The 13,693-nt window shown below is 73.2% G+C and carries 17 protein-coding genes; 9 read left to right on the top strand and 8 right to left on the bottom strand.

What is annotated here, in order from left to right; all coding sequences use genetic code 11:
- Window positions 1-4 precede the first annotated feature (4 nt).
- A complete protein-coding gene (locus tag Aiant_RS44730; RefSeq protein WP_189335444.1) occupies window positions 5-166 on the top strand; it encodes a hypothetical protein in 162 nt (53 codons plus the stop codon).
- A 1-nt stretch (window position 167) separates the two neighbouring features.
- On the opposite strand, the gene Aiant_RS44725 is transcribed toward Aiant_RS44730, so the two are convergent.
- The 5 genes from Aiant_RS44725 to Aiant_RS44705 all read right to left on the bottom strand — a co-directional run bounded on the left by Aiant_RS44725 (window position 168) and on the right by Aiant_RS44705 (window position 3,943).
- Window positions 168-626, bottom strand: a complete 459-nt coding sequence (locus tag Aiant_RS44725; RefSeq protein WP_189335445.1) for a hypothetical protein — start codon at window positions 624-626, stop codon at window positions 168-170.
- A 202-nt stretch (window positions 627-828) separates the two neighbouring features.
- A complete protein-coding gene (locus Aiant_RS44720) occupies window positions 829-1,275 on the bottom strand; it encodes a GNAT family N-acetyltransferase (RefSeq protein WP_189335446.1) in 447 nt (148 codons plus the stop codon).
- Between the two features lie 24 nt (window positions 1,276-1,299).
- Complete coding sequence (locus Aiant_RS44715) at window positions 1,300-2,406, bottom strand: SGNH/GDSL hydrolase family protein (RefSeq protein ID WP_189335447.1); 1,107 nt, start codon at window positions 2,404-2,406, stop codon at window positions 1,300-1,302.
- Window positions 2,407-2,483: 77 nt separating this feature from the next.
- Entirely contained in the window at window positions 2,484-3,335 is an 852-nt protein-coding gene (locus Aiant_RS44710; protein ID WP_189335448.1) for a 5-oxoprolinase subunit C family protein, read from the bottom strand.
- Window positions 3,332-3,943: a 5-oxoprolinase subunit B family protein gene (locus Aiant_RS44705; protein ID WP_189335449.1), complete on the bottom strand. Its 612-nt coding sequence runs from the start codon at window positions 3,941-3,943 to the stop codon at window positions 3,332-3,334. The genes Aiant_RS44710 and Aiant_RS44705 overlap by 4 nt, the downstream gene beginning before the upstream one ends.
- Window positions 3,944-3,995: 52 nt before the next feature.
- On the opposite strand from Aiant_RS44705, the gene Aiant_RS44700 reads away from it, so the two are divergent.
- Together Aiant_RS44700 and Aiant_RS44695 are read left to right on the top strand one after the other, a co-directional pair.
- Window positions 3,996-4,694: a GntR family transcriptional regulator gene (locus Aiant_RS44700; RefSeq protein WP_189335450.1), complete on the top strand. Its 699-nt coding sequence runs from the start codon at window positions 3,996-3,998 to the stop codon at window positions 4,692-4,694.
- Between the two features lie 31 nt (window positions 4,695-4,725).
- Window positions 4,726-5,280, top strand: a complete 555-nt coding sequence (locus Aiant_RS44695; RefSeq protein WP_189335451.1) for a hypothetical protein — start codon at window positions 4,726-4,728, stop codon at window positions 5,278-5,280.
- On the opposite strand, the gene Aiant_RS44690 is transcribed toward Aiant_RS44695, so the two are convergent.
- The gene (locus tag Aiant_RS44690) at window positions 5,250-5,936 is read right to left on the bottom strand and encodes an SDR family NAD(P)-dependent oxidoreductase (protein WP_189335452.1); all 687 of its coding nucleotides are present in this window, start codon (window positions 5,934-5,936) and stop codon (window positions 5,250-5,252) included. The genes Aiant_RS44695 and Aiant_RS44690 overlap by 31 nt on opposite strands.
- A gap of 147 nt (window positions 5,937-6,083) precedes the next feature.
- Here Aiant_RS44690 and Aiant_RS44685 point away from each other — a divergent pair, with 147 nt between their 5' ends.
- From Aiant_RS44685 to Aiant_RS44665, 5 genes are all read left to right on the top strand, one after another.
- On the top strand, window positions 6,084-6,956 hold the full coding sequence (locus Aiant_RS44685) for a helix-turn-helix domain-containing protein (RefSeq protein ID WP_189335453.1): 873 nt from the start codon (window positions 6,084-6,086) through the stop codon (window positions 6,954-6,956).
- A 56-nt stretch (window positions 6,957-7,012) separates the two neighbouring features.
- A complete protein-coding gene (locus tag Aiant_RS44680; protein WP_212846858.1) occupies window positions 7,013-7,900 on the top strand; it encodes an SCO6745 family protein in 888 nt (295 codons plus the stop codon).
- Window positions 7,901-7,983: 83 nt separating this feature from the next.
- Window positions 7,984-8,556 (top strand): AMIN-like domain-containing (lipo)protein, encoded by a 573-nt coding sequence (locus Aiant_RS44675; RefSeq protein ID WP_212846856.1) that lies wholly within the window; start codon window positions 7,984-7,986, stop codon window positions 8,554-8,556.
- Window positions 8,557-8,598: 42 nt separating this feature from the next.
- Window positions 8,599-10,896: a molybdopterin oxidoreductase family protein gene (locus Aiant_RS44670; RefSeq protein ID WP_189335454.1), complete on the top strand. Its 2,298-nt coding sequence runs from the start codon at window positions 8,599-8,601 to the stop codon at window positions 10,894-10,896.
- Window positions 10,893-11,357, top strand: coding sequence for a hypothetical protein (locus Aiant_RS44665; protein ID WP_189335455.1), 465 nt, complete (start codon window positions 10,893-10,895; stop codon window positions 11,355-11,357). Before Aiant_RS44670 ends, Aiant_RS44665 begins: the two co-directional genes overlap by 4 nt.
- On the opposite strand, the gene Aiant_RS44660 is transcribed toward Aiant_RS44665, so the two are convergent.
- On the bottom strand, window positions 11,308-12,507 hold the full coding sequence (locus Aiant_RS44660; protein WP_212846854.1) for an MFS transporter: 1,200 nt from the start codon (window positions 12,505-12,507) through the stop codon (window positions 11,308-11,310). The genes Aiant_RS44665 and Aiant_RS44660 overlap by 50 nt on opposite strands.
- A 64-nt stretch (window positions 12,508-12,571) precedes the next feature.
- Between Aiant_RS44660 and Aiant_RS44655 the strand changes: the two genes are divergently transcribed.
- A complete protein-coding gene (locus Aiant_RS44655) occupies window positions 12,572-12,943 on the top strand; it encodes a MerR family transcriptional regulator (RefSeq protein WP_189335456.1) in 372 nt (123 codons plus the stop codon).
- Here Aiant_RS44655 and Aiant_RS44650 read toward each other — a convergent pair.
- Window positions 12,925-13,665, bottom strand: coding sequence for a MerR family transcriptional regulator (locus Aiant_RS44650; RefSeq protein WP_189335457.1), 741 nt, complete (start codon window positions 13,663-13,665; stop codon window positions 12,925-12,927). The two genes, Aiant_RS44655 and Aiant_RS44650, sit on opposite strands and share 19 nt — an antisense overlap.
- Window positions 13,666-13,693 lie beyond the last annotated feature (28 nt).

Below are 13,693 nucleotides of genomic sequence, written 5' to 3'. Positions count from 1 at the left end.
CGTCATGGGCACCTGGAGACTCTCCGCCGACCTGCTCGCGGGCAGCCGGTTCGTGCTGTCCCCGATGGCCGAGACGGTGGCCGCGCTGACCGTGCTGGAGGTGGCGAGCGGGCCGTGGCAGCAGGTCTTCCACGCGGCGAACCGGGATGCGTACCGCGAGATGTGACCTACTGCGCGGCGGGCCAGAACTGGATCAGGAAGCGTTCGATGCCGTCGAGGTCCGTGTCCGGGTCGTGGTGCACCGCGAGCAGGTCGTCGCGTCCCGCCACGTAGGCCCGCACCGCGTACGATCCCGGCGCCAGGTCCAGCGCCTCCTCGTCGTCGCCGGCCTCGACCAGCGGGTTGATCTCCACCAGGCCGGAGTCGAAGCGGACCAGGGCGTCCCGGTGGTCCGCCCAGCCGGCCCGCCACGCCGGGGGACCGCTCCACACCTCGACGCGCAGCCCGGCGACGTGATCCCAGCCGGCGGCGCTGTGCACGGTCACCAGGTTGGAACCGGCCGCCAGCCAGCGCGCCCGGTCCCCGGCAACCGCACCCGCCTGTTGTGGCCCGCCGTCGTCGAGCAGGTCGAACGTGCCGTGGTCGACGAGCACCGTGGTGTCGACGGCGGCGATGAGTTCCGGCACGGGCACCCTCCCGGCGACGGTCCGCAGAAGTCCGGCAAGCCCGCAGCTCGGAGCCGATGGCGAGGCTGCCACCCGGCTCGCTGAGGACGGCCGGAAGCCTAGCCGATCAGCCGGATCCACCAGGGACACTGCTTTTCGGTACGGCATGAGCGCTCATGCCGTACCGAAAAGAAGCTGTCGCCGAGCGGATCACCCTGCGCCGTCAGTGCAGGGTCAGGTAGTAGGCGCTGAAGGTGTCCGGCTCGAAGCCCTCGGAGCGGTACAGCGCCTGCGCCGTCTCGTTGTCCGGCGCGGTCTGCAACTGCACGCCGATCGCGCCGGCCGCCCGGGCCTCGGCGGCGCAGGCGCGCACCAGGGCCTGCCCGACGCCCCTGCGCCGGGCGGCCGGGGCGACGAACAGGTCGTTGAGTGTCCACACCGGCGCCATCGACAGTGAGGAGAAGGTGGGGTAGATGTTGACGATCCCGGCCGGCTCGCCGTCCTCGGTGCGGGCCAGCAGCACGACGGACTCGGTGCGCTCCTGCCGCTCGCGGAGGAAGGCGAGGATGGTGTCCCGGGGCGCCGGGCGCTGATAGAAGTCGAGATAACCGGCGAACAGGGTGGCCACCTCGGGCAGGTCCTCGGCGGTGGCGCGACGTACCGTGATCATCCGTGCATCATGCCCGGACGGGGATCACCACTTCACCGGCAGGGTGCGCAGTGCCGCGGTGAGGGTGCCGGCCAGGATCGCGTGGTCGTGCAGGGACGGATGCCAGTCGCAGCCGAGCAGGTCCAGGCCCAGCGCGTTGTTGTCGTAATAGAGCGCCCGCACCCGGTCACCGCGCTCCGCGACGATCTGCTGGATCGAGTCGGCGAGGGCCGTCGTCCGGTAGCTGAGGTCCGGATAGGTCAGCACGAAGTAGGCGGCCGGGCCGTAGATGCCCCGCAGCTTGTCGAGGAAGCCCTGGTATGCGGTCCGGAAGTCGGCGGCCAGGGCGGCCTCGTCGGCCCACTTCTCGCCCGGGTTCAGCGCGGTCGAGAAGTCGTTGATGCCCAGGCCGATCACGATCACCTGCGGGTGCCAGGACGGGGGCCGCCGCCACGGTGTCTCGTCGACCGCCTGGAACGCGCGGTCGTAGTAGGTGCGGTAGTCGGTGCCGGGGCTGCTGCCGTTGTAGTTGCGGACCATGCCGATGCCCGACCACGCGTTGACCTGGTAATCGGCGCCCAGGGACCGGGCGGTCCGGGGGCCGAAGGCCTGGTCGGCGTTGCTGTTGCGGGTGAGCACCCCGTCGCCGGAGCAGTCGCGGCTGGTCGACATGTCGCCGTAGCCGGCGGTCCAGGAGTCGCCGATGAATTCGATCTGCCGGTGCCGGGCCGCGGGCCGGCTCAGGATCCGGCCGCCGGGACCGGCGACCAGACCGCGGAACACCGCCAGGTCCCAGGGGCTTTCGGTCCGTTTGGCTATCCGTACGGTATGAGCGCCCGCCCGCAGCCCGGTGATCCAGTGGGTGGTGTCGCCGGGGGTGACGAGCGTGGTGGGGGCGCCGCCGTCGACCTGGACGTCGTAGTCGTTGACCGCGTCGTCGAGCGCCAGGCCGACGCTGGTGCCCCGGAACCGGCCCTCGAAGTAGACGCCGGGCCAGGTGAATCCCGCGCCGGCGCCGAGGCCGGTGACCCGGCCGGCGGTGTGCACCTGGCGCTGGACTGTGGTGGCGGCGCGGACCGGCGTGGCGAAGGGCGTGCTGAGGAGGACGGCGGCGCCGAGGGTGGCGAGCCGGCGCAGGGCCGTACGTCTCATGGTCTTCGCTCCGATCTTCGTAGCATTGGCCAGAGTCGATTTAAGCGCTTCGACGACGTCGGTCGCAACCGGACGGCTCAGTCCGTGAGCGTGATCCGGACCGGCTGGCCAGGGCGTAGCTGGCTCGCCCGGTCCACGTCGGCGTCCAGCAGCACGGCGACCACCGGGTAGCCGCCGGTCGTCGGGTGATCGGCCAGGAACACCACGGGCTCGCCGCCCGGTGGCAGCTGGATGGCGCCCCGGGTCAGGCCCTCGCTGGGAATGCTCCCGGCGGCCGCGTCGACCGCGACGGTGTTCCCGGTCAGGCGCATGCCGATCCGGTCGGTCCGGGTGCCGACGACCCAGCCGTCTCGCTGGAGCGCGCGGGGATCGACGAGGAACCGGTCGCGGGGGCCCCGGATCGCGCGCAGGGTCACCGGTCCGCTGGGTGGTGGGGCGACCGGCGCCAGGTCGGTCACCGGCCAGGCCGAGGGCTCCGGGCCGACGGGGAGCACGGTGCCCTCGGTCAGCGGGTCCGGGCCGATGCCGGACAGGGTGTCGCGGCTGCGGGAGCCGAGAATCGGGGGCACGTCGATGCCGCCGCGAACCGCCAGGTAGGTGCGCAGGCCGCTGGGCGGCGAGCCGAGCCGCAGCCGCTGGCCGGCTCGCAGGGTGAACAGCGAATGGTGGCCCACCGGGGTGCCGTCCACGGTGGCGGGCGCCGGTGCTCCGGTGACCGCCATCCAGACCTGGCGCAGGGCCCGCACGGTGAGGCCGCCGAGGAGGCTCTCCACGGCCGCCGCGTCGTCGGGGTTGGCCACCAGGCGGTTGGCGAGGGTGAGGGCGGCCCGGTCCGCCGCGCCCGAGCGGCCGACGCCGACCGCGGCGAACCCGGGCCGGCCGAGGTCCTGAATCGTCGCCAGCGGTCCCGGCGCGAGCACCTCGATCACGCCGCCACCTCGAACTGGACCCGGTCGCCCGGCTGGAGCAGGGCGGGTGGCTCGCGGTCGAGGTCCCACAGCGGCGCCGACGTCGTCCCGATCAGCTGCCAGCCGCCGGGCGACGGGCGGGGATAGACCGCGCTGTATCGCCCGGCCAGCGCCACGGACCCGGCCGGCACCGACGTGCGCGGCTCGTCGCGGCGGGGCACGGCCAGGGCCGGGTCGCCGCCGACCAGATAGGCGAACCCGGGCGCGAACCCGCCGAACGCCACCTCCCAGGTGCCGCTCGTGTGCCGCCGGACCACCTCGTCCGGTGTCAGCCCGGTCAGCCGCGCGACCTCCGCGAGGTCCGGCCCGTCGTAACGCACCGCGATCCGGGCGAGCCGTGCCGCCTGCACACTGGTCTCCCCGTCGAACCGCAGGCCGGCGAGCTGCCGGCGGACCTCGGACGGATCGGTCCGGGTGTCGAGCGTGAGCAGGACGGTCTGCGCGGCGGGCGTGGCGTCCAGCAATCCGTCGACCTGGGCACGGCAGGCCCGGGCGAGCGCGGCGGGCGGGACCGCGCCGGACTCGAGGTCCACCAGCAGCGCCCGATCGCCGTAACGGAGCACCCTCACGACCACCAGCCTATGGATTGTTCAACAATTCAACAAGGGTAGGGTATCGCTCGTGGAGTCCGTGCTGGCCGCCCTCGCCGCAACCCGCGTCGCCGCCGCCTCGTCGACCGCCGACCGGGTCGCCGGCGCGATCCGGGAGCAGATCGCCGCGGGCCGGCTCGCTCCCGGCGCCCGGCTGCCGGAGCAGGCCTTCGCCGAGGCGCTCAAGGTCTCCCGCAACACGATCCGGGAGTCGTTCGGGCAGTTGGTCAGCGAGCGGATCCTGGTCCGCGAGCAGCATCGCGGGGTCTTCGTGGCGATCCCCGGCCCCGGCGACGTCCGCGACGTCTATCGGGCCCGCCGGCTGATCGAGCCGGCCGCGATCCGCTCCGGCGACCTGGCCGGCGACCCGGCGGCGACCGCCCGCGTCGCCGCCGCCGTCGCACGGGGCCGGGGCGCCGCGGCCGCCGGGGACTGGTCCGCCGTCGCCGACGCGAATCAGGAGTTCCACCGGGCCGTGGTCGCGCTGGCCGGCAGTGCCCGCCTCGACCGGCAGATGGACCTGCTGCTCGCCGAGATGCGGCTGATCTTCCACCGGATGGGCGCGGTCCGCGAGTTCCACGAGCCCTACCTGCACGAGAACACCCGGATCGCCGACCGGCTCACGGCCGGTCGGCGCGCGGAGGCCGCCGACGAACTGGCGGCCTACCTGGCCGCGGCCGAAAATCAGATCGCTGCCCGGCTCCCCGTCGATAAGCTCGCCGGACAGTGACCGTCGGGGGGTGTGGATGGTGCGGCAGCGCATGAGTTCGCAGCGGGCGCCCGATCGCGGGCCGGCCCGGCCCACCCTGGGCGTCGACGTCGGCGGCGTGATCGTCAGGCTGGCCGGGCGGGACGAGGACACCTCGTTCTTCGGCACCCGCCCGCTGGAGACCCCCGAGGTCGACGGCGTGTTCGAGACGCTCGCCGCGCTGACCGCGGCGCCGTTCGCCGGCCGCGTCCACATCGTCTCCAAGGCCGGCCCGAAGGTCGCCGCCAACACCCGCGCCTGGCTGGTCCACCACGACTTCTTCGCGCGCACCGGCATCCCCGAGGCGAACGTGCACTTCGTCCGCGAGCGCCGGGACAAGGCCCCGGTGTGCGAGCGGCTCGGCGTCACCCACTTCGTCGACGACCACCTGGCCGTGCTGGCCCATCTCGACTCGGTCGAGCACCGCTACCTGTTCCTGGGCGGCGCCGACGAGCCGCCTCCGCCGGTGATCCCGCCGTGGGCGACCGTCGTTCACACCTGGGGAGAGCTGGCCGGGGCATTCCACGGCCGATCGGCTCAGAACGGCAGCACGCCTCGCTCGTCCTGAAGCGTCCCGGTCGGGCCGTCCGGGCCGAGCGTGGCCAGCCGCACCACGACCGCCGCGCTCTCCGCCGCCGGCCGTCCGATGCCGAACGCGGCGGTCATGTCGGTGGCGGTGGGGCCCGGCTCCACCGCGTTGAACCTGATGCCCGGCTGGGACTTGGCGTACTGGATGGTGAGCATGGTCGCCGCCGCCTTCGAGGCCGCGTAGAGCGCGAGCGGCAAGCCGGACTCCGGCCGTTCCGGGTTGGTCACCGCCCAGAACGAACCCATGCTGCTGGACACGGTGACCACGGCCGGGTTCGCCGACTTGCGCAGCAGCGGCAGGGCCGCCTCGGTGACGCGGACCAGTCCCACCGCGTTCACGTCGAAGGCGCGCAGGGCCGCCGGACCGCTGGGCGCCTCGTCCGCCAGGATGCCGGCGTTGTTCACCAGAACGTCGAGCCGGTCCTGCTCGGCACCGATCGCCGCCAGCGCGTCGGCCACCGAGGCGTCGTCGGTCACGTCGAGCTGCACGAAACGGGCGCCCAGGGTCGCCGCGGCCCGCTCGCCGCGCTCGGGGTCGCGTGATCCGACGTACACGGTGTGACCCCGTGCCAGAAGTTGCCGGGCGGTCTCGAAACCGATGCCCTTGTTGGCGCCGGTGATCAGGGTGACGGTCATCGTCGGATGTCTCCTGTCGCGTGATGGGCCCCGTTCGAGCCACGTCACGGACGTTAGAAGCGGCCCGTGGCCGGAACCAGAGCACTGCGGTGCCAGGGGTATCTCAGGGCCCCCGCTGTGCCCCGGGCGGAGATCTACGCTGGGCTGGTGGCGGAGACGACGAATGCGCTCGGGGCGTACCTGCGGGCCCGGCGCGAGCTGGTGACGCCGGCGCAGGCCGGTATTCCGGATGGGGGCGTGCGGCGCGTGCCGGGACTGCGGCGCGAAGAGGTCGCCATGCTCGCCGGGATCAGCGCCGACTACTACCTGCGGCTGGAGCGGGGCCGCAATCGCCATCCGTCGGTGCAGGTGCTGGAGTCGATCGCCCGCGTGCTGCGCCTCGACGAGGAGCACTTCGCCCATCTGCTGGCGCTGGCGTGCGAGGCTCCGCGGCGGCACCGGCGCCGGCCGCGCAGTGCGACCCCGCCGCCCGGGGCCCTGAAGCTGATGGAGTCCCTCGTCCAGCCCGCCTTCATCGAGGATCGGTACTTCGACGTGCTGGCCTCGAACAGCCTGGCCAGGGCTCTGTCGCCGGGCCTGGCGGCGGGCGGCAACCAGCTGCGGGACCTGTTCCTCGACCCGGCCGAGCAGGCACTGCTCCCGGAGTGGGAGGCCGTCACCGAGTGCTTCGTCGCCAACCTGCGCCAGGCCGTGGGCAACGATGTCGACGATCCCCGATTCATCGAGCTGACCGGTGAGTTGTCCCTGGCCAGCCCTCGTTTCCGCGAGCTCTGGGGCCGCCATGAGGTGCACGGGCAGCGCGGCGGCCCGATCCGGCTCGACCATCCGCAGGTCGGTGAGTTGTCGCTGAACCGCGAACGCTTGCGCATCGACGGCACCGACACCCTGATGCTCGTCGTCTACCACGCCGAGGCCGGCAGCAGCGACGCGGAGAAACTGGCGCTGCTGGCCTCCCTCGCCGTCAGGGCGGCGGCTCCGGGCGTACCGAAAACCGGAGTTGATCTTCAAGGCCTCGCGTGACATGGCGTCGTTTCCGTGCCAGTGTTACCCATCGGTAACTTACGGATGGAGGCGGCATGACGGTGGCGACAGATTCCCCCGAGCCGGCGGTGGTGGAGCCGGCCCTCGCGCGCCGGGCGTGGCGGGCGGCCGAGCCCCTGCACGGCATGATCTACTTCGTGCCCGAGGCGCACGAGCGGTACGCGGCGCTCGGCCTCTCCACCCGGGCCGGCTATTTCGCCTCACGGGCGGCGGCCCTGGGCCCGGTCGGCGCCGAGCCGGTCACCGCCGCCTTCTTCAACTTCAACCCGCGCCTCGTCGCCGGGGCGTTGCCCGCCGCCTGGGACCGCACGACGCCGGCCGAGGTCCTGGCCGCCCGGCTGGCGGCGGCGGACGCGGCCCTGACCCGCGCCCTCGGTGACGCGGTGCACGGCCCGGAGGTGGCCGAGGCCGCCGGGCTGGCCCGCCGCGCCGCGGAGTCCGCCGCCGGCCGCCCGCAGGGCCGCGTCCTGTTCGCCGCCCACGCCGCCCTGCCCTGGCCGGAGCAGCCGCATCTGGTCCTCTGGCAGGCCCAGACGGCGCTCCGCGAGTTCCGTGGCGACGCGCACGTCGCGGCCCTGCTGCTGGCCGGCCTGACCGGGCTGGAGGCGCTGGTCCTGCACGCCGCCTCCGGCGAGGTGCCCGAGCGTTTCCTGCGCCGCAGCCGCGGCTGGAGCGAGGAGCAGTGGGCCGGGGCCGTCGACGACCTGCGCCGCCGTGGGCTGATCGAGGGCGACGAACCGGTGCTGAGCGAGGCAGGACGAACGCAGCGCGACGAGATCGAGGCGGCCACCGACCGGCTCGCCGCACCCGCGTACGCGGTCCTCGGCACCGAGGGCTGCGCCCGCCTGACCGAGCTGGCCCGGCCGCTGAGCCGGGCGATCGTCGCGGCGGGACTGCTCAACCTGGACAACGGCGCTCGATGACTGTTCGCCCGGTGTCCGCGGGCCACCGGGCGGCCTAGCGTCGACGGTGACCGGCTTCCCGATTCAGCCCTGGGAGGTGCCTCATGCGAATGTCGGTCGGCAAAACTCTGATCACGGCGGTCCTCTGCGTGGCGCTCACCGCCTGCGGCGCCGGTCCCGCCGCCGAGCGGGCCATGACGGGTCCGGTGGCGGCCCGGGCGGCGGCTCCCTACTGCGGGATCACCTGGGGCAGCGGCGACAAGGCCGCCGGTGTCCTCAGCACGGCGCAACTGCTCACCGCGGAGACCGGCCGGCACGACTGCTGGGACCGGGTGGTCTTCGAGTTCGGCGGCAGCGCACTCGGCTACGCGGTGCGTTACAGCGACCAGGTGCCGACCGAGGGGCAGGGCGTGGATCTGGTGCCCTACACCGCGGGCGGGGCGTTCCTCTGGGTCACCCTGCGCGCGCCGGCGTCGACGTTCGGCGCCGTCGCCGGTCAGCACGTCGCGACCGTCGTCTCCTACGACACCCTGCGGGACGTCGTCTTCGGCGGCACCTCGGAGGGGTACACGACCTTCGCGGTCGGGGTGCGTGCCCGGCTTCCGTTCCGGGTGCTGACGCTGGCCGGTCCGGGCAGTCACTCCCGCGTCGTGGTGGACGTGGCGCACTTCTGGTGATCGTTCCCGTGTGAAGGCGCGATGAACGGGTAGGCGATCGGCGTGACCGACCGCATCACCGACATCTGGGGGACCGGCACGCCGCATGCCAGGGGCACGGCGTGGCCGGTCCGGGTGGATCAGCATCTGGACGAGGGGATCACCGAGGACCAGGTCGATCGCTGGGTGCCGAGCGCCTGCGTGCTGTGCAGCAACGGCTGCGGCTGCGACATCGCGGTCAAGGACGGCCGGATGGTCGGCGTCCGCGGCCGGGCCGGTGACGCGGTCAACCACGGGCGGCTCGGGCCGAAGGGGCTTTACGGCAGCACCGCGTGGTCGCGTTCGGCCGACCGGCTGACCCGGCCGATGATCCGCGAGGGCGGTGAGCTGACCGAGTGCGACTGGCCGGCCGCGATGGGCCGGGTCGTCGAGGTGTCGCGGCGGCTGATGCGGGAGAAGGGGCCGCTGTCGCACGGCTTCTACACCAGCGGCCAGTTGTTCCTGGAGGAGTACTACACGCTCGCGGTGATCGGCAAGGCCGGGCTGGGGACGCCGCACATGGACGGCAACACCCGGCTGTGCACGGCGACCGCCGCGGCCGCGCTGAAGGAGTCGTTCGGCGCCGACGGGCAGCCCGGCTGCTACGCCGACATCGAGCAGTGCGACACCATTTTTCTGTACGGCCACAACCTCGCCGAGACACAGACCGTCCTGTGGAGCAGGGTCCTGGACCGCACCCGCGGCCCCCACCCGCCCGTGCTGGTCTGCGTCGACCCGCGCCGCACCCGGGTCGCCGAGGAGGCGCTCCGGACCGGTGGCGTACACCTGACCCCGCGCGTCGGCACCAACCTGGCACTGATGAACGGGCTCGCCCGGGAGCTGTTCGAGCACGGCTGGATCGACGAGAAGTGGGTGGCCGGGCACACCCTCGGCGTCGACGAGTTGCGGGCGATCGTCGACGCGTACACCCCGGACCGGGTCGCCGAGATCTGCGGGGTCGCGCCCGACGACCTGCGCCGGGCCGCGCGGATCTTCGGGACCGCCGAGCGCGTGCTCTCCACCGTGCTGCAGGGCTTCTACCAGTCCCATCAGGCCACCGCGGCGGCCGTGGCGGTGAACAACCTGCACCTGCTGCGCGGCATGATCGGCCGGCCGGGCGCCGGGATCCTGCAGATGAACGGGCAGCCGACCGCGCAGAACAACCGGGAGTGCGGCGCCGACGGCGACCTGCCCGGCTTCCGCAACTGGGACGACGAGCGGCACATCCAGCAGCTGGCCGAACTCTGGAACGTCGACCCGCTGAAGATCCCGCACTGGGCCGACCCGACGCACGCCATGCAGATCATGAGCTACGCCGAGGAGGGCTCGATCGGCTTCCTGTGGATCTCCGCGACCAACCCGGCGGTGTCCATGCCGGAGTCCGCCCGGATCCGCCGGATCCTCGCCGATGATCGGTGCTTCGTGGTGGTCCAGGACCTGTTCCTGACCGAGACCGCCCGGCTCGCCGACGTGGTGCTGCCGGCCGCGGGCTGGGGCGAGAAGACCGGCACCTTCACCAACGCCGACCGCACCGTGCACCTGTCCGAGAAGGCCGTCGACCCGCCCGGCGAGGCGCGCAGCGACCTGGACATCTTCCTGGCCTACGCGGACGCCATGGACTTCCGGGACCGGGACGGCGCCCCGCTGATCAAGTGGCGGACGCCGGAGGAGGCGTTCGACGCGTGGCGGGCGGCCAGCAAGGGCCGGCCGTGCGACTACAGCGGACTGTCGTACGAGAAGCTGCGCGGCCCGACCGGGATCCGCTGGCCGAACGGCGCCGAACGCCTGTACACCGACGGGGTCTTCCCGTCCGCCACCGAGTACTGCGAGACGTACGGTCATGACCTGGTCACCGGGGCCACGGTCACCCAGCTGGAGCACAAGGCGCTGCGCCCGGACGGCCGCGCGTTCCTCAAGGGCGCCGACCAGACCCCGCCGCACGAGCCGGTCAGCGACGAGTATCCGCTGCTATACACGACCGGGCGGACCGTCTACCAGTTCCACACCCGGACCAAGACCGGCCGGGCCGAGCCGCTGCGCCGGGCCGCGCCGGGCATGTGGGTGGAGCTGTCCGCGGCCGACGCGGAGCGGCTCGGGATCGCCCAGGGCGACCTGGTGCGGGTCGAGTCGCCGCGCGGCTGGATCGAGGCGCCGGCCCGGATCGGGCAGGTGCCGCCGGGGACGGTGTTCGCGCCGTTCCACTACGGCGGCGCGGACCGGCAGGCGAACGAGCTGACCATGACGGTGTGGGACCCGGTCTCCAAGCAACCCTGCTTCAAGACCGCCGCGTGCCGGGTCCGCAAGGCCGGAGGCCGGGGATGAACCTGGTCATCTATCTCGGACTGGCGCGCCACGCCGAGCAGACCCTCGCGGAGTCGTTGCGGACCGTGGGGGAGGGCCACGCCCAGCATCCCGACGTGCTGTTCACCTGCCGGACGCTGGCCGGGATGAGCGAGGAGCACGTCCGGCGGCTGAGCCCGATCGTGGACCGGTACGGCGCCTCGTCCGCCGGGGACGTGCGGGAACCGGAGCGGCTGCACGCCGGTGGGCTGGCCCAGGTGCGCAGCGGGCCGGTCGGCCTGCTGCGCGACCTGCAGGACCTGCACGTGCTCGGCACCCTGGCGCAGACCACCTGGACGGCGGTGTACCAGGCGGCCCAGGCCCTGCGGGACACCGAACTGATCGAGCTGTGCCGGCACGCGTCCGGCCACAACTCGCGGCAACTGTCCTGGCTCAACACCCGCCTGAAGGCGGCCGCGCCACAGTCGCTGATCGCCTCCTGACCGCCGTCGCCCCGGCCGCCGGGAAGCCGTGCGCGCGGGCGGCGACCACGATCACCAGCACCGGGACCAGCATCAGCGCCACACTGCCCGGCAGGGCGCCCGCACCCAGGGTGTCGAGCAGGATGCCGCCGACGATCCCGCCGGCCGCCATCGCGACGTTCCAGAGCGTGACCAGCATCGCCTGCACCGCGTCGGCGGCCTCCCGGCCGGCGTCCGCCGCGGCCGTCTGGAGCAGCGTCGGCACCCCGCCCCAGCCGAGACCCCACAGCACCGCCGCCGGGTAGACCAGGACGCCGCTGCCGAGCAGCACCGCGGCGCCGCCGACCAGCAGGACGCTCGCGACACTCAGTGCCCGCAGCCGCCGGTCGATCTGGGCGCCGGTGAGCCAGATGCTGCACAGGGAGGCGACGCCGAACGCGAGCAGCACCAGGTCGGTGGCGTCGCCGAGGCCGAGGTGGCCGAGGAGCGGGGCGATGTAGGCGTACAGAATGGTGTGCGCCAGCACGAAGACCAGGGTCACGACCAGGACCGGGACGACCCCGGGCAGGCCGAGCGCCTGGCGGGCCGGGGCCGGGACGGTGCCATGCCGGCCCGCGAAGTCCGGTACGGCCACGGCGATCCAGCCGAGCAGCACGACAGTCAGGACGGTCATCGCCAGGAACGCGGCACGCCAGCCCAGCGTCTGCCCGAGGAAGGTGCCGGCCGGAACGCCGAGCGACAGCGCGACCGGGATCCCGGCCATCGCGACGGCGACGGCCTTGCCTTGCAGGTGCGGCGGAGCCAGCCGGCGGGCGTATCCGGCCAGCAACGCCCAGGCGAGCCCGGCCGCCACCCCGGCGACGAATCGGGCCACCATGGTGACCGGATAGGCGGACGAGACCGCGGTGACCGTGTTGGCCAGGGCGAACGCGGCCATCGCGGTGAGCAGCAGCCGCTTGCGGCGCCACCCGGCGGTGGCGGCGGTCAGCGGGATGGCGGTCAGCGCGGTGCCGAGCGCGTAGATCGTCACCGCCTGGCCGGTGGCGGACTCGCTGACGCCGAGACTGTCGCTCATCGCGGGCAGGACACCGGCCGGCAGGGTCTCGGTCAGGCTGGTCACGAAGACCGCGGTGGCCAGCGCCAGCAGCGCGGGCATCGGGAGACTCTTCATGCCCGTATGCTCAAACCCTCACATACATGTGAAGGTCAACGCTGCCCGGGATGAGGTGGGCCACATGCGCATCGGTGAGCTGTCCGCTCGCACCGGCACGTCACGGCGGCTGCTGCGATATTACGAGGAGCAGGGACTCATCGTCTCCCAGCGCTGCGCGAACGGGTACCGCTCCTATGACGACCGGCTCGCCGATCGGGTGCTCCAGATCCGCGGCCTGCTCGACGCCGGCCTGCCCACCCGAGTGATCAAGCAGATCCTGCCGTGCCTCGACAAGCCGCGCGCCATCGTCTTCGCCGACGCCACCCCGGAGATCATCGAGACGCTCGGGCAGGAGCTCGACCGGATGGACCGCCGCATCGACACCCTGACCCGCAACCGCGACGCGGTGGCCGAGTACCTCCAGGAGGTCCGCGCTCAGAGCCGGTCGGCGTAGGCCTGGACGGCGGCGGCGAGCCACTCCGGCAGGTCCGGGTCCACGGCGGCCACCATGGCCCGCTGCTCCGGGTTGCCCACGATCAGGTCGCCGAGCGCGTGATAGGCCGCGGCGTCGGCCGGCCACACCGCCCGGACCTGCCGGTAATGCTCGGCGGTCAGGGCTTGCGCCGCGGGCTCGGTCGGCGTGACCCCGCCGGCCCGGGCCCGCGCCATCCGGGTCAGCAGTTCGCGGCCCTGCTCGGCGGCCTGTTCCTGCTGTTCCCGGGTCCAGTCGTGGGCGGCGACCTGGTCGGCGGCCCGATCGCCGTATCGGGCGCGCAGGCCGTCGCCGAGGCGCCGGCGGGCCCGCGCCAGCCCGCGCAGGAAGTCCTCCGACTGTTCGCCGGCCAGGTTGGCGATCGTCCGGTCCACGGTGTCGATGATCTCGTCGAGGCGCTCGCGTTCGGCCACCAGCTGGGCCCGGTGGTCGCGTAGCGCCGTCACCTCGTCCCCGTCGCCGGCGATCGTCGCGGCGATGGCGGCCAGGGACAGGCCCAGACCGCGCAGCAGCAGGATGCGTTGCAGGCGGAACAGCTGCGGGCGGTCGTACCAGCGGTAGCCGTTCGCGGCCACCCGGGCCGGTGTCAGCAGCCCGATCTCGTCGTAGTGGCGCAGGGTCCGCGAGGTGACCCCGGCCATCCGGGCCACCTGGTTGATCGAGTACGCCACGCCGGAAGTCAACGCTGGACCTTGCCGTTACGTCAACTTC

The organism is Actinoplanes ianthinogenes, from assembly GCF_018324205.1.
In the GTDB taxonomy this organism is placed as follows: domain Bacteria; phylum Actinomycetota; class Actinomycetes; order Mycobacteriales; family Micromonosporaceae; genus Actinoplanes; species Actinoplanes ianthinogenes.
This window is presented reverse-complemented; position numbering and strand designations above follow the sequence as displayed.